Raw genomic sequence first — 26,396 nt, forward strand, 5'->3', positions numbered from 1 at the left:
GATTCGCTCGACTTGCATGTATTAGGCACGCCGCCAGCGTTCATCCTGAGCCAGGATCAAACTCTCCAATAAGAGTATTGATTGCTCAATAAGTTTGTTACTTAGAATTAACGTTGACGCTTGTATTATGTTTAGTTTTCAAAGAACTTCATTATCGCTCTCAAGCGACTTTATTAATATATCATATTATCATTAATAAAGTCAATTACTTTTTTAAAATAATAATTCTTGCGGACACAACTTTAAAAGTATAAACGGAAATAAACTTATTATCAAGTATTTAAGTAATAAAATATTATTTAACTTTACTTCTTACAAAAAAATAAAACCTCCACATTTGGAGGTAATTAAATGATCTCTTCTATGAAGATTTCTCGGTATTTTTTTAAATCTAAAAACTCACTTTCGCTAATCTTTAGTAAAGGCCTTGTTGGTTGAGATTTATCAATAAATACAATCTCTCCTGATTGACCATTCGAGAGCTTTATTTTTGTTCCAATTGAAATGTTTCCAACTCCGTTTGTTAACGCCTCAACAACTTCCATGTCAAACTTCCCAAACGATTCCCTTCTGATTTCCTCGAGGGCTTTGAAAGGGGATTGGCGGTTGCTGTAGGGTCTTTCTAGGGTTATTGCCGAGTACACATCAGCTACTGCTACTATTTTACTGAATGGATGTAGTCTTTCCCCGTTTACCCCTAGCACATAGCCGGTTCCATCTATCCGTTCGTGATGCTGGAATACTGCTAATTTTACGCTATCTTTTACAAGTGGTATCTTTTCAATCATGCGATAGCTGTATAAAGGATGCTTTTTTACTTCATTATATTCAGCTAATGTTAATGATGAATTCTTTAAAAGAATTTTAGGATCTATTTTTGACATTCCACAATCACTGAGTAGTCCCGCTATCGCTAGATGGTTGCAATCAGCATCGCTATATTTTAGTTTTTTCCCTAAATACCCTGAAAGCAAGCCTAGCATGACGGAGTGATGGTAGATATAGTCTTCCCGATTTGTATATCTATGTAAGGAGAAAAGTTCTTTAGGTTGTTCCTGTATTCTTTTAAATAATGGGAGAATAATTTGGCGAACTTTTGAAATCTCGACAAGTGCACCAGCCTGCCAACTTTGGAATATTTGCTTGTATTCCTTTACCGATTTGAGATAACCCTCCACAATTGAACTTTCTTTTTCCGTAACATCGATTTCTACTATTTGGTCAGTTGGGGTAAAAGGCTCTCCATTGATTAAAAAGGATTCAACCTGCACATCTTTTACTAAAAATGCCTCAAGCACATGGATATGTTCGGAAGCTAAAACAGTTTTTTTGGGAATGATTGGTTTATTTGTTAAAGAAAAAATGTCATTTGACAGAATACATCCCTCTTGTAGTTGGCTTATTCTTACACGCATATTATTCCGCCCTCGTCTCTCATTCGAATACTAGAATCATTTTACCAAAAAAAGAGAAATACTGCACTGCAGCATTTCCCTTTTTAGACAATTTATTCAATTTCGTCTTCGGTTTCTGATTGTTGTACTTCAGTTACTGTTTCTTCTGCAGTTCCCTCAGTTTCAACATCGTGCTCTTCTTCTTCCTCTTCCTTTTCAACGACAGCAACTGTTGCTACATGTCCATTTTCATCTAAACGGATGAGCTTAACCCCTTGAGTTGTACGGCCAATTTGCGAGATATCGCTGATTGCCATTCTAATTAGTACACCATCAGCAGTAATAAGCATGAGGTCACTTTCCTCTGTTACAGCCTTAACAGCAATAACCTTTCCATTCTTTTCGGTGATATTAACTGTTTTTAGTCCCTTACCACCACGGCTTTGGATCCGGTATTCACTTGCTGGGGTACGTTTTCCATAGCCAAGTTCAGTGACAATGAGGACATCTAGATTGTCTTCTAATATTTCCATTCCTACTACTTCGTCACCTTCGGATAGGTTAATTCCTTTAACCCCCGCAGCAGTACGACCCATGGATCTTACATCAGATTCTGGGAAGCGAATGAGCATACCATCTTTCGTTCCAATGATAATATCCTTTGAGCCATCTGTAAGACGTACAGATATAAGTTCGTCACCTTCATGAAGTCCAACCGCGATTAAACCACCTTTACGAATATTGGCAAAGGATGAAAGTGGAGTACGTTTTGAAATGCCTTTTCTCGTTGTAAAGAATAAGAACCAATCATCGACAAGCTCAGATACTGGAATAATTGCATTGATCCATTCTTCTTTATCAATTTCGAGTAGGTTAATGATTGGAATTCCTTTTGCTGTTCTACTAAATTCAGGAATTTCATACCCTTTAAGACGGTAGACTTTTCCTTTATTTGTGAAGAATAGGATAGTATCATGGGTGGATGTTGATAAAAGCTGTTCAACAAAGTCATCTTCATTTGTACCCATTCCTTGGATTCCTCGACCGCCTCGTTTTTGGCTACGGTATGTTGATACTGGAAGACGTTTAATATACCCTTTGTTTGTGAGAGTTAAAATGATATTCTCTCTTGGGATTAAGTCTTCGTCTTCAATCATTTCATATCCGCCTGCTAGAATTTCAGTGCGTCTTGTATCGTTAAAACGTTCTTTAATTTCTAGAAGCTCTTCACGAATGATTTCGAGTACTTTTTCTTCGTCTGCTAGAATTGCTTTTAATTCTGCAATTAATGCGACAAGCTCTTGGTATTCCGCTTCAATCTTATCGCGTTCTAAACCTGTTAAACGCTGCAAGCGCATGTCTAAAATCGCTTGTGCTTGTTTTTCAGATAGATTAAATCTTGTCATTAAGCCTTCGCGAGCAATATCTGTAGTTTGAGATCCACGAATTAACGTAATAATTTCATCAATATGATCTAACGCAATACGTAATCCTTCTAAGATATGTGCTCTTGCTTCAGCTTTTCGAAGTTCAAATGCTGTTCTACGTTTAATGACTACTACCTGATGGTCTAAGTAATATTGTAAGCATTGCTTTAAGTTTAGAACCCGTGGATGACCATTCACAAGGGCAAGCATATTGATACCAAACGTTGTTTGCAATGCAGTATGTTTATATAAATTATTTAAAAGAACATTTGCATTGGCGTCTCTTCTTACTTCCATCACGATTCTCATACCGTTACGGTCTGATTCATCACGAAGATCCGTTATACCATCAATTTTTTTATCACGAACTAATTCTGCAATTTTTTCAATTAATTTCGCTTTGTTTACTTGGTATGGAAGTTCAGTTACGAGAATAACTTCCTTCCCATTTTTCATCTGTTCAATTTCAACTTTTGCGCGTAGGGTAATCGAGCCTTTTCCAGTTTCATAGGCTTTTCTTATCCCGCTTCTACCAAGAATATGACCAGAAGTTGGGAAGTCTGGACCAGGTATAATATCCATCAACTCAGCAATTGTTATCTCAGGATCTTTACTAACTGCCAAGACTCCATCAATAACTTCACCTAATTGATGTGGTGGGACATTCGTCGCCATACCTACGGCAATACCCGCTGCTCCATTTACTAGAAGGTTAGGGAATCGGGCAGGTAGAACGGCTGGTTCTCTTTCAGAACCATCGTAGTTGTCCTGGTAGTCAATGGTGTCCTTGTTGATATCACGCAAAAGCTCCATTGAAATTTTAGACATACGTGCTTCCGTATAACGCATCGCTGCGGCTGCGTCACCATCGACAGAACCGAAGTTACCATGGCCGTCAATTAGCATATAGCGGTAGTTAAAGTCCTGGGCCATACGAACCATCGTATCGTAAACCGCAGAGTCCCCGTGTGGGTGATATTTACCAATTACTTCACCAACGATACGAGCTGACTTTTTATAAGCTTTATCAGATGTCATACCTAAGTCGTTCATCGCATATAAAATCCGGCGGTGTACAGGCTTTAGGCCATCACGAACATCCGGTAGGGCACGTGACACAATAACACTCATCGCGTAGTCTAAAAATGATGTTTTCATCTCTTGGCTTATATTAATCTCATGAATATGCGAATTTTGATTTTCAGACATAAAAAGAAACCTCCCTTATCAGGGGTATAAAATAAATCGGATTCTTATTTTAACCCATTCCATATATGTAACCAAAACACAGGATAGTTACGAAAAGCACAAGGTGCGAAGCTTTCGGTGAGATAAGACAAGCACCGACAAAAGGTGTATTTTACCTTCTGAAGTGATTGGCTTATGATCAGAGAGCAGATGGCACCTGAAGCTAGACATCAGAACTATCCTGCATAAAATCATTAAACGTCTAAGTTTTTCACGTATTGTGCATTTTCTTCAATGAAATTACGTCTTGGCTCAACCTTGTCACCCATAAGCATTTCAAAGGTTTCATCCGCTTCAATTGCATCCTGAAGGGTAACCTGTAGCATCGTACGGTTGTTTGGGTCCATGGTCGTTTCCCAAAGTTGCTCAGGATTCATTTCTCCAAGACCCTTGTAGCGCTGAATACCTGGCTTTGGATTGCTTGGCATTTCTGCTAAATATTTTTCAAGTTCTCGGTCATCATACGCATATTCAACACGTTTACCTTGTTGGATTTTGTATAATGGCGGTTGTGCAATATAGACAAATCCATGTTCAATAATCTGACGCATAAAGCGATAGAAGAATGTCAATAATAAAGTCCGAATATGCGCACCATCAACATCGGCATCAGTCATAATGACAACCTTATGATAACGTGCTTTTGAAATATCAAAGTCTTCTCCAATACCTGTACCTAGTGCTGTGATCATAGAACGCACTTCATTATTTGATAAAATGCGGTCGAGTCTTGCCTTTTCGACGTTAAGAATTTTTCCTCGAAGTGGCAGAATTGCCTGGAAGTGACGGTCACGACCCTGCTTTGCTGATCCACCCGCTGAATCACCCTCAACGATGTAAAGCTCACTAATGGAAGGATCCTTCGATGAGCAATCAGCCAGTTTTCCAGGTAGGCTTGAAACCTCTAATGCACTTTTTCTTCTTGTTAATTCACGTGCCTTTTTCGCAGCCATACGAGCTCTTGCTGCCATCGTTCCTTTATCGACAATTTTTCGAGCGACTGATGGATTTTCTAATAAAAAGGCTTCAAACTTCTCAGAAAACACAGATTCAGTAATCGTTCTTGCTTCACTGTTTCCAAGCTTTGTTTTAGTTTGTCCTTCGAATTGTGGGTCTGGATGCTTAACAGAAATAATCGCAGTTAGTCCTTCACGAACATCGTCACCCGTTAAATTCGTATCATTTTCTTTAAAAATATTATTTTTGCGCGCATAATCATTGATAATTCGAGTTAACGCTGTTTTAAACCCTGATTCATGAGTTCCACCTTCATAAGTGTGGATGTTGTTTGCGAATGAATAGATATTACTTGTATAGCTATCGTTATATTGAAGGGCAATCTCTATTGCGATTCCTTCCTTTTCACCTTCAACAAACACTGGCTCTTCATGAATTACTTCTTTTGTACGATTAAGGTGTTCAACGTACGATTTGATTCCACCTTCATAATGGTATTCCCTACGCTTGTTTTCTTCACGTTTATCTTCAATTGTGATTTTAACGCCTCTTGTTAAGAAGGCAAGTTCACGAAGACGGGTTGCTAGTGTATCAAAGTCATACTCTAGTGTTTCTGTGAAGATTTCACCATCTGGTTTAAAATGCGTTGTTGTACCTGTATGATCTGTTTCGCCGATTACCTTTAATTCAGAAACGACATGACCACGTTCAAAAGCAATATAATGGATTTTACCATCTCGGTGTACATATACCTCTAGATTAGTCGACAGGGCGTTAACAACAGACGCACCAACTCCGTGTAAACCACCAGAAACCTTGTAACCGCCACCGTCAAATTTTCCTCCGGCATGAAGGACAGTCATAATGACTTCGACAGCTGGACGACCCATTTTTTCTTGAATTCCGACTGGTATACCACGTCCATTGTCTTTTACGGTAATGCTATTATCTTCTTCGATGATGACATTAATCTCATCGCAATAACCTGCTAATGCCTCGTCAATACTATTATCGACAATTTCCCATACTAAATGGTGCAATCCTTTTCCAGATGTTGAACCAATATACATACCTGGGCGTTTTCTTACCGCTTCTAAACCTTCTAAAACCTGAATTTGACTCTCATCATATTCTTGTTGTTGCAATTCTTTTTCTTCCATTGCCACCAATATCACCTACACTTTATTTTAACGAAAAAAAGTCGAGTTTCGAGTCACTCTTTATCCTTATATCTCTTCTAAAATGGTTTCAAAATCAGATACTTGCTGTGAACGTTTTTTCAATGTACTAGAGGACAAAGGTGAAAAATATACGTTATCTACCGTTACCACGACTGATTTTGTATTCCCATTAGACAATTCTACCACTCTGTCTTTTTGTACATCTAAAAATTCATTAACGATAGAGGAGGATTTTAAAAGCTGTCGATCTAATATCGTAATGACATCTGATGAACGAACCATAACATTATCTCCCAAATGTATGAACAAACCTCATCACCTCATTTTAGCTTTGTTATAACTCCTGCAGACACAGCATAAGTAGCTGCTTGCTTCAGTGTATCATGAGTGATTCCCTCTACGCTTGTTGTTGTGACAAAGGTTTGCACTTTGCCTTGAATTGTATTTAATAAATGGGACTGTCTAAAATCATCCAACTCCGAAAGGACATCGTCTAGTAGTAGAATTGGATATTCCCCAATTTCTGCTTGAATTAATTCTATCTCTGCTAACTTTAATGATAGGGCTGTTGTACGTTGCTGTCCTTGGGATCCAAAGGTTTGAACATCCTTTCCATTCACAAAAAATGCAAGGTCATCCCGATGTGGCCCCGCTAATGTAACGCCTCTTTCAATTTCCCTCTCTCTTATTTTAGCAAATTTTTCGTCGTATACATCTACCATTTTCGACAAATCAGCGGTTTCTAATACCTCAATAGACGGTTTATATTCAATTTGAAGCGTTTCGAGCCCTCTACTGATTCCATGATGGATGGGTTCAGCCCATTTCTGTAATAATACGAGAAATTCAAATCGTTTTTTGACAATTTTTGCTGCTGCTTGAATTAATTGTGAGGTTAATACATCAAGCATTGTTTGATCGTGTTGCTTTTTAGTCTGAAGCTGTTTTAAATAGTGGTTTCGCTGGTGGAGAATTTTTTGATACTGGCTTAGGTCGTGTAAATAAACAGGCGACACTTGACCAATTTCCATATCAATAAATCGTCTTCTCACCTGTGGACTTCCCTTAACAAGATTTAAATCTTCAGGGGCAAACATGACCACATTCATATTTCCAACATATTGGCTCAGCTTTTGCTGCTCCAAATGATTACTTTTTGCTTTCTTACCCTTTTTAGAAATAACAAGCTGCAAGGATAGGGGACCGTTCCTTTTTTGAACCCTACCTTCTATTTTAGCATATTCTTCATCCCAGCGAATCAATTCTTTATCATTTGAGGTACGATGTGATTTCGCCATCGCTAAAACATAGATGGATTCCATCACATTTGTTTTGCCCTGTGCATTTTCACCTAGAATGACATTGACTTTATTTTCGAATTCGATGGACAATTTTTCATAGTTACGATAATTCGTTAGTTCTATTTCTTCAATGAACAATGGATTCACCCTTTGCGCTAAGCGCCAGGGAAATCTCCCGGGCTAAGCTTTTGATATGACAAATGTTCCAAAGCCAGGGATGTCAACCACATCCTTATCAACTAGCTTTTTTCCGCGGCGATTCTCTAGCTCTTCATTCACGTAGACTTCATGTTCACTAAGAAACCACTTTGCCATACCACCCGATTGGATGACTTCCGCAAGCTTTAAAAACTGTCCTAATGTGATAAAGTCTGTCGAAATTTCTATTTCTTTTGCCATTTTTTCGCCTTCTTTCTTTTATTTTACTAAAGAAACCACAACTAGAAAAGAAAACTACTAGGTTTTTACGGCCTAGTAGTTCCTTTTTAGGCCCACACGAGGTGGGTCACAAAGACGTTTGCCACAGGACGTGGCATTCTTAGTCTTTAATCAATTTAATAAGTACGCACTGGGAGAATTAAGTGAAAGACTGTATCGTCATCAAGTGCTTTTATATAGAACGGTCTCATTGCACCGGTAAAGCTAATTCGAATTTCAGAGCTTTCTATTGCTTTTAATGCATCCATCATATATTTTGCACTAAAAGAAATCTTTAATTCTTCACCGTCAATTGATTTAGTTTGTATTTCCTCATTTACCTTTCCAATTTCAGGGGATGTGGACGAAATTTCGACAACTCCTTCAGGTAAAGTCGTAAATTTTACAACATTGTTATTTGCTTCTCTTGCAAGCAGAGAAGCTCGATCGATTGATTGTAAAAATTCCTTTGTTGCTAAAACGATCTCCGTTTTACTTTCAGTAGGAATCAATCTAGATGTATCTGGATAGCTGCCATCTAATAAACGAGAGAAGAATAACAAATGCTTTGTTTTAAATAGTATTTGGTTTTCAGTTATGACGATATCCACCAAATCAGTTGTATCATCTAAGATTTTACTTAATTCGTTTAAGCTCTTTCCTGGGATCACAGCACTATAAGATCCATCATTCTCTGTTTCAATCGTTGCCGTTCTCATTGCAAGTCGGTGGCTATCTGTTGCGATACATTGTAGTGTATTGTTTTCAACCTTCCAGTTTACACCGGTTAAAATAGGTCGCGTTTCAGATGTTGATACAGCAAAAACTGTTTGACGAATCATATTTTTTAGTAGATCTGCTGGAATGCTAAATCCATGATTACCTTCAATTTGTGGTAAATGTGGATATTCATCAGCATCTAGACCATTTAAATTAAATTCAGCTTTACCTGAACGGATAATCGTAAGTAGGTTGGAATGAACTTCTATTTCAACAGTATCCTTAGGAAGCTTTTTAACAATTTCACTAAAGAAACGAGCTTGTAAAACAATGCTTCCTGTCTCTTTAACTTCAACAATTTCATCTCCAGCTTCTTCAGTAGGTATAAAGGATTCGATTGAAACATCAGAATCGCTTCCTGTTAGAGTTACGCCTTCAGTTGTTGTGACAATTTTTATCCCCGTTAAAATTGGAATAGTTGTTCTTGAAGATACAGCTTTCATTACATCTTGAACACTTCGAACAAGATAGTCTCTTTGAATGATAAATTTCATCAAAAATCCTCCTAAGATGGTTCTATTTTTGATTTCATGCGAATACATTTGTAAGTTATATATTTATATATTTTTTAAAAGAAAAAATCGTAGAAGTACTAGTAGGTCCTGTTGATATGTGGATAACTAGAATAAAGCAAATCAAAACAGCCTATCCACATGTGGACAGACTGTGCGCAACAACAAAGAAGTTATTCACAGTATTCACTGTACAAGTACTTGTCCAAAATAAAAGATAATTTCCTTAGCCCTTTAATTGGGTGATGATTTCATTTATTTGTTTTTGTAATTGTGTGTCTGTTTTCAATAGGTTTGTGATTTTCTCATGGGCGTGAATAACCGTTGTATGGTCACGTCCTCCAAATTCCTCTCCAATTTTAGGGAGTGAGTTATCTGTCATTTCCCTTGATAGATACATCGCAATTTGGCGAGGGAAGGCAATTGATTTTGTACGTTTTTTTGCTTTAAAATCCTCAAGCTTTATATTATAGTGCTGTCCAACGACCTTTTGAATTTCAAAAATGGTGATCACTTTTGGTCTTGAACTTGGAATGATATCTTTTAAAGCTTCTGCAGCAAGATCCGCATTTATGTCTTTATTAATTAAAGAAGAGTAGGCAACGATGCGAATAAGCGCACCCTCAAGCTCACGAATATTCGTGTTGATTTGGTTCGCAATATAAAGCATAACTTCATTTGGAATGTCGAGTCCCTCTGCCTTTGCCTTTTTGCGTAAAATGGCAATCCTCGTTTCAAGATCTGGAGGGGTAATATCGGTAATTAATCCCCATTCGAAACGGGAGCGAAGCCTATCCTCTAATGTTGGAATCTCCTTCGGTGGTCTGTCACTCGAAATGACGATTTGCTTACTTTCTTCATGCAAGGTATTAAATGTATGGAAAAATTCTTCCTGGGTAGATTCTTTTCCGGCCAGAAATTGAATATCATCTATAAGTAAGATGTCGACATTTCGGTATTTATTTCGAAATTCAACAGCTTTGTTATCCCGAATGGAGTTAATGAATTCATTTGTAAATTTTTCTGATGAGAGATAGACCACTTTCGCATTTGGATTATGCTCCTGGACATAATGACCAATTGAATGCATCAAATGGGTTTTACCTAATCCAACTCCACCATATAGAAAGAGTGGGTTATAGGCTTTTGCTGGTGCTTCTGCAACGGCTAAGGATGCAGCATGTGCGAAGCGATTACCAGATCCAATTACAAATGTGTCGAATGTATATTTTTGATTTAGCATGTTTTGAGAGTGTTCAGCTGGTTCATCTTGTTTCGTAGCTTTTTTCTCAGGTGTTTTCAATTCGAATTCTTCATCTAGTTGATTTTGAGGAATAATAAATTTGATTCCGAGTTCTGCACCGGTTAAATCGTAAATTGTTTCAGCGATTAGATGCAGATATCTAGATTCTAGCCAATCTCTAGCAAACTCATTAGGAGCTGTAATAATAAGTGTATCTTTTTGTAGGGCATGGGCCTTTGTTGATTTCAGCCATGTTTCAAAGCTAGGTTTGCTTAACTTTTTCTCGATCTCCTGGAGTGCTTTTGCCCATAAATCTGCAATATTCTCCAACAATATCCCTCCTTTTTTTCTAAATATGTTTTAAAAATGTATAAAAATAAGTCTTTATGCAAATTTTTATTTGTGAATGAATAGGTATTTATAAATATGCATATTAGTAAAATGTGAATAACTATATAATATAGTAGGAAAACATCTTTTCGACATAATCCACTGGTTGTGGACAAGTCTCTATTCACAATGTTGAAAAATCTATCCACACGATATCCACAATCTGTGGATAAATAAAAATTGTTGATAACTTATTACGAGTGAAAACAAAACTATAATATCAGATAATAACTAGATAATCAATGGTTTTTGAAAACTTATCCACATAATCTATACCTTGTGGAAAATAATTATCCACAACACAAGATGATGTGTAAAACTTGTCGATAATTGTTGTGGATTAAAAAAACTGTCGAAAAAAGTTGTCCACAACCAAGAAAAGCGGAAGCGACTCGCCCAGAAACGAGAAAATTGGAAGCTCCGACAAAGAGGCGCTTTTAGCCTCTGTCAGAGGAGCTGAAATTTCTCGAGTTTCTAGTCGCTGGAGCTGGAAAAAAGGAAAGTGGAAGTGACTGGCATAGAATTGAAAAACTGAAGCTCCGGCAAAGAGGTATATTTCACTTCAGCGAGAGGAATTGAAAATTCTCTGGTTTCTAGTCATTAGATCTAGACAGATAAGTTGAAATGCTTCGCTTAAAAGTGAGAAAACCGACCAACTTAAGATGCCTTGTCCTGTGGCTAAGTCGGTACTAGCACCTCCTGTGTGGGGGAAATCTGACAAAGAGGCGCTTTTAGCCTCTGCCGGAGGAGCTGAAGTTATTCGAATTTCTAGGCGTTGAAGCTGGACAACCAAGAAAAGCAGAAGAGGGAATTTAAGGTTTGAGTAAATTTAAGGGAACTGTTACCGATCTCAATGCCTTTTTTCTATGAAGGAATTTTTTTATCCAAAATATAGTACTTCAAATAAGGTTGACATCTTTTATTGATTTTCACTATAATTAGTAAGACTGTCTGATGTGTAAATTGAGAGTTAATTCCTCAGGGAGGTGTCATATATGAAAAGAACATATCAACCAAGCAAACGTAAACACAGTAAAGTTCACGGATTCCGTAGTCGTATGAGCTCTAAAAACGGACGTAAAGTTCTTGCTCGTCGTCGTCAAAAAGGAAGAAAAGTATTATCAGCATAGGCCACTGAAAGCTCAGTGGTCTTTTTTTCTAAAAGGACATGCCGTACGGGAGTTGTAAAAAATGAAAAAAGAATACCGTATAAAAAAGAATCAAGATTTTCAAACGGTGTTTAAATCAGGGAAATCTTCAGCCAACCGGCAATTTATTGTCTACGTCTATCATAGAGAAGAGTTAGAGCATTTCCGCATTGGCTTATCCGTCAGTAAAAAAATTGGAAACGCTGTTACTAGAAATCGCATTAAACGATTGATTCGTCAATTCTTTCTTGAGCACAAAGAACAGGTTCAAATTAAGGATTATGTGATCATTGCCAGGAAGCCTGTTGCTGAGATGAACTATGAAGAAGTAAAGAAAAGCTTACTTCATGTACTAAAGGTGGCAAAAGTGTTAAAAAAAGTCCAAAAATAGCCGACTTTTTTCAAAGGAAAGAAAGAAATTTGACTATAAAGATGGTAGAATACAAGGGTACATATTGATTTTTATTCGAATGAATATGTTTCATAATATATATTTACCTTTAGGATATTTAGAACTAGGAGGAAAAGTAGTTGAAAAGGCGAATATTATTAATAAGTGCGCTAATAGGATTAATTCTTCTATTATCTGGGTGTTCCCAAATAAATGATCCGATTACCGCGGAAAGTACAGGGTTTTGGAACAAATATTTTGTTTATCCATTATCCTGGCTGATTACTTATTTTGCTGAACTTTTTAGCAACAACTATGGTTTAGCAATTATCATTGTTACTCTTTTAATTCGTTTTGCTTTATTGCCATTAATGATCAAACAAACAAAGAGTTCAAAAGCAATGCAAGCAATTCAACCTGAGCTAAAAGCACTTCGTGAAAAATACAGCTCAAAGGACCAAGCAACACAACAAAAGCTACAACAAGAAACGATGCAGCTTTTCCAAAAACATGGTGTCAATCCACTAGCGGGATGTTTCCCATTATTGATTCAAATGCCAATTTTAATTGGATTCTACCATGCAATTATGAGAACGAGAGAAATTGCTGAACACAACTTCTTATGGTTTGACTTAGGTGAGTCAGATCCATATTATATTCTTCCTTTAGTTGCTGGTATAACGACATTTATCCAACAGAAAATTACGATGATGGGAATGGAAAATAACCCACAAATGGCAATGATGCTATGGTTAATGCCAATTATGATTGTTGTCTTTGCGATCAGCTTCCCAGCAGCGTTATCTTTATACTGGGTAGTGGGTAACATCTTTATGATTGTCCAAACGATTTTAATAAAAGGTCCAGATATTAGAGCGGCTAAGTCTGGAGATGCGGGAGGAGCCAAAAAGTGAAACAAGTAACTGCTACAGGGCAAACCGTCGATGAAGCAGTAGAGTCAGCTTTAGCTCAACTAAGTACAACAAGAGACCGCACCGAAATACAAATCATCGATGAGGGTAAAAAAGGGATATTTGGAATTTTTGGAACAAAGCCAGCTGTTGTCAAAGTAACTGTGAAAATCGACCCGGTCGAAGAGGCACAAAAGTTTTTAGAAAAGGTTATTTCATCAATGGGTGTTCAAGCAAAATTGGATATTTTTCGAAATGGAAAGAATGTGACTTTCCAATTATCCGGTGAAAAAATGGCTGTGTTAATAGGAAAAAGAGGCCAAACCTTAAATTCATTACAGTATTTAACACAACTGGTTGCCAATCGATTTTCAGATCATTATTTAAATATTATGGTGGACGCTGAAAACTATCGAGGTCGACGCGAAGAAACCTTGGTTCAATTGGCAGAAAGACTTGCTGATAAAGTAAATCGAACAAAGCAGGATGTTAAATTAGAGCCAATGCCTTCGTACGAACGAAAGGTGATTCATACAGCCCTTGCCAATCATGCGAAGGTTAAAACATCTTCAAGTGGTTCAGATCCAAACCGATATATTGTGATTTCACCAGTAAAATAAATAGAGATGAGCCTAGGCATGTGCCTAGGCTTTTTTGTGCACTTTTTTAATAGGGAAAGCGACTCGGTCTTTTTAGAGAACAAACTGTTATATTACAGTAATAATTTATAATATACATAAGGATGAGTTCTTCATTATTGTTATTCACATGTGGATAAGATAAAATGGAGTGTAGTTTATTTTAGGAAAACTAGAATTTGTTTTCCTTGTGGATAAATAGGTAATACTAGCAGAAAGAAGATATCTAAAAAGTTATTCACAGTTTTAGGGAAAAAGCAGAATGAATGGAATGTTGATATATAAGAAGGTGAAAAAATGGAGTTTGATACAATAGCAGCCATTTCAACTCCAATGGGAGAAGGAGCAATTGCAATTGTTCGATTAAGTGGGGATGAAGCAGTCGATATTGCTAACCGAGTATTTAAAGGAAAAAATCTAAAAGAGGTAGACTCACATACAATTCATTATGGACATATTGTAGATCCAGATACGAATCAAGTCGTAGAGGAAGTAATGCTAACCATGATGAGAGGACCTAGGACCTTTACGAGAGAGGATGTAATTGAAATCAATTGCCACGGTGGACTCGTATCGGTAAATCGAGTTCTCCAGCTGGTCCTTACCAATGGAGCAAGACTAGCTGAACCTGGAGAATTTACAAAGCGTGCCTTTTTAAATGGTCGGATAGATCTCTCTCAGGCAGAAGCAGTTATGGATTTAATCCGTGCAAAGACTGACCGTGCAATGAATGTAGCAATTGGTCAAATGGAAGGAAAATTATCTACCCTTATTAATCGTTTACGTCAAGAATTGCTTGAGACATTGGCACATATTGAAGTGAATATAGATTATCCAGAGTATGATGACGTCGAGGAGATGACCCATCGTGTGTTACTGGAAAAAGCCAGCAAAGTACGTGTGGAAATCATAAAATTATTAGAAACCTCAAACCAAGGGAAAATTTTACGAGAAGGCTTATCTACTGTTATTATAGGTAGACCGAATGTTGGAAAATCGTCTTTATTAAATAGCCTCGTTCATGAAAATAAGGCAATTGTAACAGATATCCCAGGAACAACTCGAGATGTGATTGAAGAATATGTCAATGTACGAGGTGTTCCTTTACGTCTTGTCGATACTGCCGGAATCCGTGAAACGGAGGATATCGTGGAACGAATTGGTGTTGAACGTTCACGCGAAGTTTTGAAAAAAGCGGATCTTATTTTACTTGTGTTAAACTACGGGGATGAGTTCACGGAAGAGGACGAGCGTTTATTTGAAGCTGTCTCAGGTATGGATACAATCGTTATCATTAATAAAACAGACCTTCCGCAAAAGATAAATATGGAAAGAGTTAGGGAGCTTGCAAAAGACAACCCAATGGTTACAACCTCTTTACTAGAGGAAAAAGGGGTAGATGCTCTAGAAGAAGCGATTTCCTCCTTGTTTTTTACTGGTAATGTCGAAGCAAATGATTTAACATATGTTTCTAATTCTCGTCATATTGCCTTGTTGACGCAAGCGAAAAAATCAATTGAAGATGCTATTTCAGGCGTGGAGTCTGATTTACCAATTGATATGGTTCAAATTGATTTAACAAGAACATGGGAGCTATTAGGGGAAATTGTCGGAGATGCTGTTCACGAAAGCTTAATCAATCAGCTATTTTCACAATTTTGTTTAGGAAAATAGAAGTAGAGGAGGAAGTAACATTGAGCTATGATGCCGGTAATTACGATGTCATTGTCATTGGTGCAGGTCATGCGGGCAGTGAAGCGGGTTTAGCTTCTGCTCGTCTAGGTGCCAAAACACTGATGATTACAATCAATTTAGATATGGTCGCATTTATGCCATGTAACCCATCCATAGGAGGACCTGCCAAAGGAACTGTTGTTCGTGAAATTGATGCCTTGGGCGGTGAAATGGCTAAAAATATAGATAAAACACATATTCAAATGAGAATGCTGAACACAGGGAAAGGTCCAGCTGTTCGCGCTTTACGTGCGCAGGCTGATAAGTTTTCCTATCAACATGAAATGAAAAAAACATTAGAAAACGAACCGAATTTAACCCTTGTTCAAGGAATGGTGGAACGTCTAATCGTTGAAGATGATGTGTGTAAAGGTGTTGTTACGAAAACAGGTGCCACCTACCATGCCAAAACAGTAGTCATTACAACAGGTACATTTTTACGTGGTGAAATCATTATTGGTGAATTAAAGTACTCAAGTGGACCAAATAACCAACAACCATCTATTAAGCTGTCTGAGCAACTTGAGGAGCTAGGCTTCAATTTAGTGCGTTTTAAGACGGGTACACCACCACGTGTTAATAGCCATACGATTGACTACAGTAAAACAGAAATCCAACCAGGTGATGAGACACCTAGAGCTTTTTCCTATGAAACGACAAAATACATCACCGATCAGCTTCCATGCTGGTTAACATACACAAGTGAAAAAACACACCAAATTATTGATGCAAATTTACATCGTTCTCCGATGTATTCTGGAATGATTAAAGGAACCGGACCACGTTACTGCCCATCAATTGAGGATAAGGTAGTACGTTTCCATGACAAGCCGAGACATCAAATTTTCCTTGAACCAGAAGGAAGAAACACACAGGAGGTCTATGTTCAAGGACTTTCTACAAGCTTACCTGAAGAAGTACAACATCGTTTAATTGCCTCTGTTCCAGGACTTGAAAATGCCCAAATGATGAGACCAGGATATGCGATTGAATACGATGCGATTATCCCAACTCAACTTTGGCCAACACTTGAAACGAAAAAAATCAAAAATCTTTATTCAGCGGGTCAAATAAATGGAACATCTGGATATGAGGAAGCGGCAGCCCAAGGGATTATGGCTGGTATTAATGCGGGGAGACGTGCTCTTGATAAAGAGGAAGTTATTTTAAGTCGTTCAGATGCTTATATCGGTGTACTTATTGATGATTTGGTTACAAAAGGTACAGCTGAACCATATCGTCTTTTAACTTCACGTGCGGAATATCGTTTACTTCTTCGTCACGACAATGCCGATCTACGTTTAACCGAGCTTGGTCATGAAATTGGGTTAATTCCTGAAGAAAGATATCAAAAGTTCTTAGATAAAAAAGCAGCTATTGAACAAGAAATGGACCGTCTTCAAGGTATACGCATCAAACCAACAGATGAAGTACAAGAACTAATTCGTTCAGTTGGTGGAAGTGAGTTAAAAGATGGCATTTTAGCATCTGATTTATTAAAACGACCTGAAATGACCTATGAGCATATTCAGAAATTAGCTCCTAGTGAACAAGAGATTCATCCTGATGTTGCAGAGCAAATTGAGATTCAAATCAAGTATGAAGGATATATTCAAAAATCCTTACAGCAAGTTGAAAAATTAAAGCGGATGGAAGATAAAAAAATCCCTGAAAACATTGATTATGATGCTATTTCTGGTTTAGCAAATGAAGCTAGAGCGAATTTGAAAGAAGTACATCCTTTGTCAATTGCTCAAGCGTCTAGAATTTCAGGTGTAAATCCAGCTGATATTTCCATTCTGCTCGTATACCTTGAGCAAGGGAAAATTGCACGGGTAAACTAATTGGGAAGGAAACGCTAAATGGACACTTCATTATTTACATCTATGTTGGAGGAGAAGGGGATTTCCCTTTCTTCCACCCAACTAAATCAGTTTGAAATCTATTACAAATTATTAGTTGAATGGAATGAAAAAATGAACCTTACGGCGATTACAGAGAAGCCTGAGGTATATTTAAAGCATTTTTACGATTCGATTTCAGCTGGATTTTATTTTGATTTTACAAAGGAATATTCGATTTGTGATGTAGGAGCGGGTGCGGGCTTTCCAAGTATCCCTCTAAAAATCTGTTTTCCAAATTTAAAAATTTCAATTGTTGACTCACTCCAAAAGCGAATTACTTTCCTCAATGAGCTTTCAAAGGAGCTTCAGCTTGAAAATGTGACATTTTATCATGATCGTGCTGAAACCTTTGGGCAAAAGGGAGAAATTCGGGAATCCTTTGATATTGTAATGGCAAGAGCTGTTGCTAGAATGTCTGTATTAAGTGAATTATGTTTGCCGCTTGTGAAGGTAAATGGAACGTTTATTGCAATGAAAGCTTCCTCCGTAGCAGAAGAGCTAGAGGAAGGGAAAAAAGCCATCACAGCACTGGGTGGAAACTTAAAAGAGGTACATCACTTTTTATTACCGATTGAAAATAGTGACCGCAACATTGTAATCATCGAAAAGAAGAAACCAACACCAAAAAAATACCCTCGTAAACCAGGGACACCAAATCGTTCACCTATTAAATAATCAGTGGTGGACGATTTTATTACATGTAAATCTTTTGTAGCCCCACGAATTAGTAGAAAGATAGTAAGATTTTTGTAAAATTCATGTTATAATAGAAGGAATGAGAGAGAAAATAGAGAATACGTATTAGTGGGAGTTCTAAGGGGTGGTGGAATTATGAAACATCCATTTTCACGATTATTCAGTATCGGTGAAAAAGATGATAAACAACAAATGAATCAAGAACAGGTGGTAGAAACACAATTAGAGGATTCAATAGATGATGAAGAGACACACCTGGAGGAAGTACGACAAATTCCGATAAATGAGATTGTTCCAAACCGATATCAACCGAGAACTGTTTTTGCAGAGGATAAAATAAAAGAGCTTGCATTAACCATACGTACACATGGAATCATCCAACCCATTGTTGTTCGACAATTTGCTGATAATCAATATGAAATCATTGCTGGTGAACGACGTTGGAGAGCCGTTCAAACCCTTGAATGGGAGACAATTCCAGCAATTATAAAAGAATTCAATGATGCAGAAACCGCATCCGTTGCGTTGATCGAAAACCTACAACGAGAAGAATTATCAGCGATTGAAGAGGCGTATGCTTATGCTAGATTACTAGAATTACATAATCTTACACAGGAAGCGCTAGCTCAGCGATTAGGGAAAGGTCAGTCGACAATCGCAAATAAGTTGCGTTTATTAAAGTTGCCTGAAGAAGTCCAACAAATGCTTATGCAAAAGAAGCTTACAGAGCGTCATGCGAGAGCCTTGATCCCTCTTAAAGATCCAGAAAAACAAATTAAACTGATGCATGATATTATTGAAAAAGAGCTTAATGTTAAGCAAACAGAGGATCGTGTCGTAAAAATCCTTGAATTGGAAAAGGAGCAAAAGCGACCGAAGCCTAAATTCAAAGCAGTCAGTCGTGATATGAGAATCGCAATGAATACGATTCGTCAATCATTAACAATGGTTGAGGAAAGTGGTGTCAACTTAAATACAGAAGAAGAAGAATTCGACGACTATTTCCAATTCACGATTCGAATTCCAAAAAATAAATAATCAAATCCATTTCCTTACCTTTACGAGGTAAGGGATTTTTTTTGAATTAGTTCGTGAACTGTTTTTTTGCATAAAACTTTGTAAAAAACAAACAATTTGTCATATGAAATGTTTCACGTGAAACATTTTTTATAAAAAAAGATAAACCCTATCATTTTTTCATGATAGAATAGTAAAAGTGATAGTATAAACTTATTCAGTTGGCAAACTTCAACCGAATAAGTTTAAGCCTCCGGCGGATGCCACAGATTTTCAAAGGAAATTTTGAGTATAGGATCAAAGACTAAGAACGCCACTTCCTGTGGCAACGTCTTTGTGACCCACTTCCTGTGGGCCTAAAAATCTGGGCCCAAATACGCCAAGGCGCATGTGATAAAACCCCTCACTTTGTAAAAAAATGTAGAAAAGTAGTTTATAAGTGAAAGTAGGTGACATCGTGGGGAAAATCATCTCAATTTCTAACCAAAAGGGTGGAGTAGGGAAAACAACTACTTCTGTTAACCTTAGCGCATGTTTAGCTTATGTCGGAAAGCGGGTTTTACTTGTCGACATTGACCCTCAAGGGAATGCAACAAGTGGTTGCGGCATAGAAAAGGCAAATGTAGATCAATGCATCTATGATGTGCTTGTTGATGATGTAGAAGCGAAGGATGTTACGGTTCCAACGACAGTTGAAAATTTATATATGATTCCAGCAACAATCCAATTAGCGGGTGCTGAAATTGAGTTAGTGCCAACAATTTCTCGCGAGGTTCGTCTGAAAAGAGCCTTAGATGAAGTTAGAGACCAATATGACTATATTATTATTGACTGTCCACCATCATTAGGTCTGTTAACATTAAATGCATTAACAGCTTCTGATACAGTGATCATTCCAGTTCAGTGTGAATATTACGCACTTGAGGGCCTAAGTCAGCTATTGAATACCATTCGTTTGGTTCAGAAACATCTTAATACAGATTTAATGATTGATGGAGTACTTTTAACCATGCTTGATGCAAGAACAAACTTAGGTATTCAAGTCATTGAAGAAGTGAAAAAGTATTTCCAAGACAAAGTATATAAAACAATTATTCCAAGAAATGTACGATTAAGTGAAGCTCCAAGTCACGGAGAACCGATCATCATCTATGATCCAAAATCAAGAGGTGCTGAAGTATACTTAGATCTTGCAAAGGAAGTGATTGTGAATGGCTAAGGGGTTAGGTAAAGGTTTTAATGCTTTATTTCCAACCATGGACGAAGTAGGTAAAGAAGAGGTTGTACAAGAGATTAAGGTTAATGAGTTAAAACCAAATCCATATCAACCAAGAAAGACATTTGAGCCAGAGGCAATTGCTGAGCTAAAGGAGTCCATCCTTACACATGGAGTTTTACAACCTTTAATTGTCCGAAAAACGATTAAGGGATATCAAATTGTAGCAGGTGAGAGACGATTCCGTGCTGCAAAGGAAGCAAAGCTAGCAACAGTTCCTGTTGTAGTTCGAGAGCTAGATGAGCAACAAATGATGGAAATTGCATTGCTCGAAAATCTACAACGTGAGGATTTATCACCAATAGAAGAAGCATTTGCTTACCAATCCTTAATAGACCATTTAAAATTCACCCAAGAACAGCTTGCAAAAAGAGTAGGAAAAAGTAGACCACATATCGCGAACCATCTTCGTCTTTTATCTCTACCGAAACATGTACAAAATTTAATTTCCGAAGGGAAATTGTCCATGGGACATGGACGTACATTATTAGGTCTTAAAAAGAAGGAAAAATTGAATGCGATAGTTGAAAAGGTTCTAGCAGAAGAACTTAATGTTCGTCAATTAGAGGCGTTGATTAATCAATTGAATCAAAATGTTCCACGTGAAACATCTAAACCACCAAAAAAGGAAAAGGATGTCTTTATTAAAGAACAAGAGTCCTTCCTTCGCGAACGTTTTGGTACATCTGTAACGATTAAACAAACGAAGAAAAAAGGGAAAATTGAAATTGAGTTCTTTTCAAATGAAGATCTTGAAAGAATTCTTGAACTGTTAGAAACACCAAAAATCTCATAATGACCAATAGAAAGCCTGCATGTTTTTATTTAATTAAATAAGACCGTGCAGCGTTTTTTATTACATGTAAATTTATATACTAGGGGAAATGAAAATTGGTTTTATTAGGGACGATTGTAAATGGGTTGTGTATAGCAGCTGGAACCTTATTAGGTAAGGTGCTACACCGAATTCCTGAAAAGATAAAAACAACGGTTATGCATGGAATTGGGCTTGCCGTCTGTTTGCTAGGAATTCAAATGGGACTTAAAAGTGAACAATTTTTAATTGTTATTTTTAGTTTAGTATTTGGAGGCATTCTCGGTGAATGGTGGGGCCTTGAAGACAAACTAAATAAATTAGGAATATGGATTGAAAAGAAGGTTGGCTCATCTTCGGGTGAGGGTACGATTGCAAAGGGCTTTGTTACAGCTACCTTAATATTTGTAATAGGTGCAATGGCAATCATTGGAGCCCTTGATAGTGGATTACGCAATGATCACCGTGTTCTTTATACAAAGTCCATTCTAGATGGATTTACTAGTTTAATATTATCGACGACATTAGGCATTGGTGTACTGTTTTCTGCAGTGCCTGTTATTCTTTATCAAGGATCTATTGCTTTATTTGCCACACAAATTGATAAATGGGTACCAGCAGAGCTTATGGACTCGTTTATTGTCGAAATGACGGGAGCGGGAGGCTTAATGATTGTCGCAATCGGGACAAACTTATTAGGCATTACAAATATACGTGTTGCTAATCTATTACCAGGTATTTTAGTAGTCGCTATCCTCGTAACAGTATTGTATTATTGGAACTCGATTATCTATTTCGCACAAGCTATTTTTTAAACCTCTTCTATCATAGAAGAGGTTTTTTTATAGGGTAAATCGATCCATCTCAATTGGGTCGAGTTCTATCTTTCGAAGATACTTTTGTTCAGCCATATAAATACCATTTGAAATGGCATCTGCTAGTTTCATAACTAAACTTAATCTTGTGTTTTGTAGGACGAAAAACTCCATAAATCCACTCACATTTACAATCCCTGTAATATGCATGTCGCCAATAGGGGTTAATTCCTTGTTTACGCCCGCACCAGGCTTAATTGGCCCTTCACCAATAGTAATGGAACCTACGCTCTTTAAACGCCCTAAACAGGCATCTATTCCAATAATAAAGGGATTTGCATAGGTTTGTTTCATTTCCTCAATTTTATCTTGAAGATTAACTGCATGAATAGGTTCGTCCAAAGTGCCATATACATGAAAGTGGGACAGTCCTTTTTCGATAATTTTTGAACCGATTAAGGGCCCAAGACAGTCGCCAGTGGAACGGTCTGTGCCAATACAAAAGATTACAATTGGCTGATCAATCGTTGGTGGGAGCATTGAAGTGATTTTTAAGGCAATTTGGTGGTCAGCTAATTCTTGGTCATGTGAAATTCGAAAAGGTTCATTTTTTAGATGGTCAAATAATTTGTATCTAAGATTCATAGGTTTTTCACCCCTTTTTAACTGTAGTAACAGTATACGGAAGAATCTTATATTCTATACATCTGAAAAAAAGGAATCTTAAATTTGGATTTAGTTCGTTTTAGTAGATAGAGGAATTATGAGCGGCGGGGGGATTATATGTTTCAGGCAGGGATTCGGTGGATGTTTCTAATTTTAGGTACGGCTATTGGTGCAGGGTATGCATCAGGTAGGGAAATTTGGCAGTTTTATGGTGAACAGAGTGGTCTAGCTATTATTTTTTTTACATTTATTTTTATCATTTGTTGCTATATCATTATGAAAATTAGCTATGAAAAAAAGGCGGAGCATTTTGTTCCGGTCTTAAAAGAACTAGTAGGGGAAAGGGTCTCACACGTATATGATGTCATCACGATTTTATATTTATTTTCTACGACAGTCGTAATGTTAGCTGGTGGTGGTGCAACTTTAGAATTGTTTAATATACCGTTTTGGTGGGGAATTTTAATTTTTGGCTTTTTACTTGTTTTAGTCTTTTTATGGAATATTAATGGTCTAGTCTCGATTAATATGGCGATTATTCCAGCCTTAATACTATTTTTAGTCACGGTTTTGTTCATTTTTTTAACATCAGGTGGAAAGGAATTCTCATTTAATCTCCATGAGCAAAGCAATTGGCCGTCTGCCTTTACGTTTACAGCACTAAACATTTTACCACTTGTTGCTGTGTTAGGCGCAATTGGCAAGGAAATGAAATCAAAAGGAGAGGCCTGGGTTGCAAGTATTGGAAGTGGATTGTTTTTAGGTGTGATTACCTTTATTTATAATGAGGCTCTTATTGAGGTGGCACAGGAAATTATGCTATATGAAATCCCATTATTTGTGATCCTGAAGAACTTCCCATATGTTGCTGTATTTATTATGTCCATCCTCTTATTTGGTGCGATATTCACAACTGCTGCATCTGGGTTATTAGGATTATCCACACGTTATAAGGAAAAAATGAAAATGCCCTTGTGGATGATTGCAGTTGTGTTCATTTTGCTGATGGTTCCTTTTACAACTTTTGGCTTTTCAACCCTTGTTGCAATTTTATATCCTATATACGGTATTGCGAATTTATATTTATTAGCCGTCATTTTACTTTATCCGATTGTAAACCGCTACAATTTCAAATGATTTATTGGTACAATACAATAAATAAGATGTGTAAAAGGGTGAATGTCATGGTTGATAAAGACTACGGATTACATGATATTGTAGAAATGAAGAAAGCTCATCCATGTGGAACAAATAAATGGAAAATCATTCGACTAGGGATGGATATTCGGATAAAATGTGAGGGGTGCGCACATAGCGTACTCATTCCGCGAAAAGAATTTGGACGAAAGTTAAAAAAGATTTTAGTGAAGCATGAGGAATAGAGCCTCGTGCTTTTTTTATGGATAAGATTAGCATGTTTGGGATGAATCTTTTTAGTAGTATTTTGGAAAAGGTGATTTATAATATAGGATATGATATTTGGTATATGTGGGGAGATGAGTGAATTGACCACATTTAAATCTGCATGTCCGTTAAATTGTTGGGATAGCTGTGGTTTTGTCGTTGAAGTAGAAGATGGAAAAATTATAAAAATAGATGGCGATAAAGAACATCCAATTACAAAGGGGAAAATTTGCGGTAGAGGCCGTATGCTGGAAGCAAGAACAAACTCTGATGAACGGATTCTTTATCCTCTGAAAAAAATAGATGGAGAGTTTCAGAGAATTACGTGGGAACAAGCTTTAACTGAAATCTCATCCAAACTTGCAGAGGTAAAACAGAAATATGGTTCTACTGCTGTATTACATAGCCATGACTATGCAAATGGAGGACTATTAACAAAAATCCCAGATCGCTTTTTTAATTGTTTTGGAGGCGCAACTGAACTAGTTGGCAGCATTTGTTGGGGTTCCGGAATTGAAGCACAAAATTGGGATTTTGGAAATGCCGCAAGTCATGCTCCCGAAGATATATACAATAGTAAAAATGTAGTTATTTGGGGAAGAAATGTGACACGAACAAATATGCATCTTTTCGCTTATTTGCAGGAAGTAAAAAAGAAGGGTGCCAACTTAATCGTTATTGATCCTATCTATAATGGTACGGCGAAAATTGCACATTCATATATCTCCATTACTCCAGGAATGGATGGGTTCTTGGCGATTGGAATTATAAAGGAATTGCTTCGCTTGGAGCTACAGAATCAAGATTTTGTTGAAAAATATACAATTGGTTTTGAAGATTTAGTCGACGTAATAGACTCGGTTTCAATGGAACAAATTGAGAAAATAACGAATGTTCCACGTGAAACAATTACAAATTTAGCACGTGTTTACGGTGATGGTCCAACAGCGACCTATATGGGATTAGGAATGCAGCGTTATGCTAATGGGGGAAATACAATTCGTTTAATAGACGCCCTTGTTGCAATTAGCGGGAATGTCGGGATTCCTGGTGGTGGTGCAAATTTCGGAAATACACAGGTTGGTCAAAGCTTTGATAGTGTTGCAATAACTCTTCCAGAGAGGAAAAAGGAAACAAGAGCATTTGTAATGGCTGAACAAGCGGAAAAAATCTTAACAGCTTCAGAGCCACCAATTAAAATGATTATGGTATCGTGTGGGAATCCATTAACGCAGGTGCCAAATACAACACTAGTGGAGGAAGCTTTTCGGTCAGTAGACACGGTTGTTGTACTAGAACAGTTTATGACTGACACAGCAAGATTGGCTGATTATGTTCTCCCATCAGCGACAGTTTTTGAGGAAGAAGATATTTACTATTCCTCTATGTATCATCATTTTGTAAATTATGGACCAAAGCTGGTCGAACCCCGTGGTGAAGCAAAGTCAGATGTATGGATTTGGACAGAACTAGCAAAAAGGCTAGGTTTTGGAGAAGACTTTGACTTTACAAGAGAAGAGTTTATAAAAATGGGATTGGGTTCATTACAGGATGAAGGTATTACTTTTGACATGATTAAAGAGAAAAACCATGTTCCACTTCCAGTACAACTTGTTCCTTGGCACGATTATCAATTTAAAACTCAATCGAAAAAATTTGAGTTTACTTCATCGTTAGGGGAGATAAAAGGGTATGATGGACGTTTGAAAATCTCATATCCGAGAGAATCCGTTTTTTCTAACAATGAATTAGCCAAAAAATATCCATATACACTATTAACGATACATCCTTTGCGCTCGAATCATTCACAAAATTATCATTTAATTGAAGGATTACAATCAGTAAAGGTTGAAATCTCAAAGGATATTGCAGAGCAAAAGGGTCTCGAGCCAAATGATAGGGTGAGAGTGTTTAATGATCGTGGTGAAATTACAGGAAACGTTCAAATTTTAAAGGACTCGGCTCAAAATATCGTTTGTATTGATGAAGGACAATGGCATATTTTTGGTGGTAGTGTAAACCAACTGACTTCTCACCAGGTTTCCGATAATGGGCTTGGTAGTACGTTATATGATTGTCTTGTTGGAATTGAAAAGATAAATGAATAGAATTATGTGTTATTTCTACGAAAG

23 protein-coding genes and 1 rRNA gene are annotated in these 26,396 nt (G+C 37.2%); 14 read left to right on the forward strand and 10 right to left on the reverse strand.

Annotated features, from left to right (window positions below):
- The 9 genes from DZB84_RS21975 to dnaA all read right to left on the reverse strand — a co-directional run.
- Window positions 1–72 (reverse strand): 16S ribosomal RNA (locus tag DZB84_RS21975); the annotation flags it as partial.
- A gap of 275 nt (window positions 73–347) precedes the next feature.
- The gene (locus DZB84_RS21980) at window positions 348–1,415 is read right to left on the reverse strand and encodes an HD-GYP domain-containing protein (protein ID WP_116354440.1); all 1,068 of its coding nucleotides are present in this window, start codon (window positions 1,413–1,415) and stop codon (window positions 348–350) included.
- A 92-nt stretch (window positions 1,416–1,507) separates the two neighbouring features.
- A complete protein-coding gene (gyrA, locus tag DZB84_RS21985; RefSeq protein WP_116354441.1) occupies window positions 1,508–4,030 on the reverse strand; it encodes a DNA gyrase subunit A in 2,523 nt (840 codons plus the stop codon).
- Window positions 4,031–4,263: 233 nt separating this feature from the next.
- Window positions 4,264–6,186, reverse strand: coding sequence for a DNA topoisomerase (ATP-hydrolyzing) subunit B (gyrB, locus tag DZB84_RS21990; protein ID WP_116354485.1), 1,923 nt, complete (start codon window positions 6,184–6,186; stop codon window positions 4,264–4,266).
- 66 nt (window positions 6,187–6,252) lie between these two features.
- Window positions 6,253–6,516 (reverse strand): extracellular matrix regulator RemB, encoded by a 264-nt coding sequence (gene remB, locus DZB84_RS21995; protein ID WP_116354442.1) that lies wholly within the window; start codon window positions 6,514–6,516, stop codon window positions 6,253–6,255.
- 11 nt (window positions 6,517–6,527) lie between these two features.
- Entirely contained in the window at window positions 6,528–7,646 is a 1,119-nt protein-coding gene (recF, locus tag DZB84_RS22000) for a DNA replication/repair protein RecF (protein WP_116354443.1), read from the reverse strand.
- 42 nt (window positions 7,647–7,688) lie between these two features.
- Entirely contained in the window at window positions 7,689–7,907 is a 219-nt protein-coding gene (gene yaaA / locus DZB84_RS22005) for a S4 domain-containing protein YaaA (protein ID WP_116354444.1), read from the reverse strand.
- A 155-nt stretch (window positions 7,908–8,062) separates the two neighbouring features.
- Entirely contained in the window at window positions 8,063–9,199 is a 1,137-nt protein-coding gene (gene dnaN / locus DZB84_RS22010) for a DNA polymerase III subunit beta (protein ID WP_116354445.1), read from the reverse strand.
- Between the two features lie 244 nt (window positions 9,200–9,443).
- Window positions 9,444–10,790, reverse strand: coding sequence for a chromosomal replication initiator protein DnaA (gene dnaA, locus DZB84_RS22015; RefSeq protein WP_116354446.1), 1,347 nt, complete (start codon window positions 10,788–10,790; stop codon window positions 9,444–9,446).
- Window positions 10,791–11,845: 1,055 nt separating this feature from the next.
- On the opposite strand from dnaA, the gene rpmH reads away from it, so the two are divergent.
- The 11 genes from rpmH to DZB84_RS22070 all read left to right on the forward strand — a co-directional run bounded on the left by rpmH (window position 11,846) and on the right by DZB84_RS22070 (window position 22,194).
- Window positions 11,846–11,980 (forward strand): 50S ribosomal protein L34, encoded by a 135-nt coding sequence (gene rpmH, locus DZB84_RS22020; RefSeq protein ID WP_057997955.1) that lies wholly within the window; start codon window positions 11,846–11,848, stop codon window positions 11,978–11,980.
- A 61-nt stretch (window positions 11,981–12,041) separates the two neighbouring features.
- A complete protein-coding gene (gene rnpA, locus DZB84_RS22025; protein ID WP_116354447.1) occupies window positions 12,042–12,389 on the forward strand; it encodes a ribonuclease P protein component in 348 nt (115 codons plus the stop codon).
- A gap of 140 nt (window positions 12,390–12,529) precedes the next feature.
- Window positions 12,530–13,303, forward strand: coding sequence for a YidC family membrane integrase SpoIIIJ (spoIIIJ, locus tag DZB84_RS22030; protein ID WP_116354448.1), 774 nt, complete (start codon window positions 12,530–12,532; stop codon window positions 13,301–13,303).
- Window positions 13,300–13,920 carry an RNA-binding cell elongation regulator Jag/EloR gene (gene jag, locus DZB84_RS22035; RefSeq protein ID WP_116354449.1) on the forward strand — a complete coding sequence of 207 codons (621 nt, stop codon included), beginning with the start codon at window positions 13,300–13,302 and terminating at the stop codon, window positions 13,918–13,920. The genes spoIIIJ and jag overlap by 4 nt, the downstream gene beginning before the upstream one ends.
- 315 nt (window positions 13,921–14,235) lie before the next feature.
- The gene (gene mnmE, locus DZB84_RS22040; RefSeq protein ID WP_116354450.1) at window positions 14,236–15,612 is read left to right on the forward strand and encodes a tRNA uridine-5-carboxymethylaminomethyl(34) synthesis GTPase MnmE; all 1,377 of its coding nucleotides are present in this window, start codon (window positions 14,236–14,238) and stop codon (window positions 15,610–15,612) included.
- 20 nt (window positions 15,613–15,632) lie between these two features.
- Complete coding sequence (gene mnmG, locus DZB84_RS22045) at window positions 15,633–17,516, forward strand: tRNA uridine-5-carboxymethylaminomethyl(34) synthesis enzyme MnmG (protein ID WP_116354451.1); 1,884 nt, start codon at window positions 15,633–15,635, stop codon at window positions 17,514–17,516.
- Between the two features lie 18 nt (window positions 17,517–17,534).
- A complete protein-coding gene (rsmG, locus tag DZB84_RS22050) occupies window positions 17,535–18,251 on the forward strand; it encodes a 16S rRNA (guanine(527)-N(7))-methyltransferase RsmG (protein WP_116354452.1) in 717 nt (238 codons plus the stop codon).
- Between the two features lie 156 nt (window positions 18,252–18,407).
- On the forward strand, window positions 18,408–19,310 hold the full coding sequence (noc, locus tag DZB84_RS22055; RefSeq protein ID WP_116354453.1) for a nucleoid occlusion protein: 903 nt from the start codon (window positions 18,408–18,410) through the stop codon (window positions 19,308–19,310).
- A gap of 436 nt (window positions 19,311–19,746) precedes the next feature.
- On the forward strand, window positions 19,747–20,508 hold the full coding sequence (locus tag DZB84_RS22060) for a ParA family protein (RefSeq protein WP_057998233.1): 762 nt from the start codon (window positions 19,747–19,749) through the stop codon (window positions 20,506–20,508).
- On the forward strand, window positions 20,501–21,361 hold the full coding sequence (locus DZB84_RS22065) for a ParB/RepB/Spo0J family partition protein (protein WP_116354454.1): 861 nt from the start codon (window positions 20,501–20,503) through the stop codon (window positions 21,359–21,361). Before DZB84_RS22060 ends, DZB84_RS22065 begins: the two co-directional genes overlap by 8 nt.
- Before the next feature lie 95 nt (window positions 21,362–21,456).
- Window positions 21,457–22,194 carry a DUF554 domain-containing protein gene (locus DZB84_RS22070; RefSeq protein ID WP_116354455.1) on the forward strand — a complete coding sequence of 246 codons (738 nt, stop codon included), beginning with the start codon at window positions 21,457–21,459 and terminating at the stop codon, window positions 22,192–22,194.
- A 27-nt stretch (window positions 22,195–22,221) separates the two neighbouring features.
- On the opposite strand, the gene yyaC is transcribed toward DZB84_RS22070, so the two are convergent.
- Window positions 22,222–22,839 (reverse strand): spore protease YyaC, encoded by a 618-nt coding sequence (gene yyaC, locus DZB84_RS22075; protein WP_116354456.1) that lies wholly within the window; start codon window positions 22,837–22,839, stop codon window positions 22,222–22,224.
- A gap of 138 nt (window positions 22,840–22,977) precedes the next feature.
- On the opposite strand from yyaC, the gene DZB84_RS22080 reads away from it, so the two are divergent.
- The 3 genes from DZB84_RS22080 to DZB84_RS22090 all read left to right on the forward strand — a co-directional run bounded on the left by DZB84_RS22080 (window position 22,978) and on the right by DZB84_RS22090 (window position 26,372).
- Window positions 22,978–23,997: a YkvI family membrane protein gene (locus tag DZB84_RS22080; RefSeq protein WP_116354457.1), complete on the forward strand. Its 1,020-nt coding sequence runs from the start codon at window positions 22,978–22,980 to the stop codon at window positions 23,995–23,997.
- Between the two features lie 47 nt (window positions 23,998–24,044).
- Window positions 24,045–24,242 carry a DUF951 domain-containing protein gene (locus DZB84_RS22085; protein ID WP_116354458.1) on the forward strand — a complete coding sequence of 66 codons (198 nt, stop codon included), beginning with the start codon at window positions 24,045–24,047 and terminating at the stop codon, window positions 24,240–24,242.
- A gap of 123 nt (window positions 24,243–24,365) precedes the next feature.
- Window positions 24,366–26,372 (forward strand): molybdopterin-dependent oxidoreductase, encoded by a 2,007-nt coding sequence (locus DZB84_RS22090; protein ID WP_411266284.1) that lies wholly within the window; start codon window positions 24,366–24,368, stop codon window positions 26,370–26,372.
- Window positions 26,373–26,396: the final 24 nt, after the last annotated feature.

The organism is Bacillus sp. HNG (genome assembly GCF_003400205.1).
In the GTDB taxonomy this organism is placed as follows: Bacteria; Bacillota; Bacilli; order Bacillales; family Bacillaceae_L; genus Ferdinandcohnia.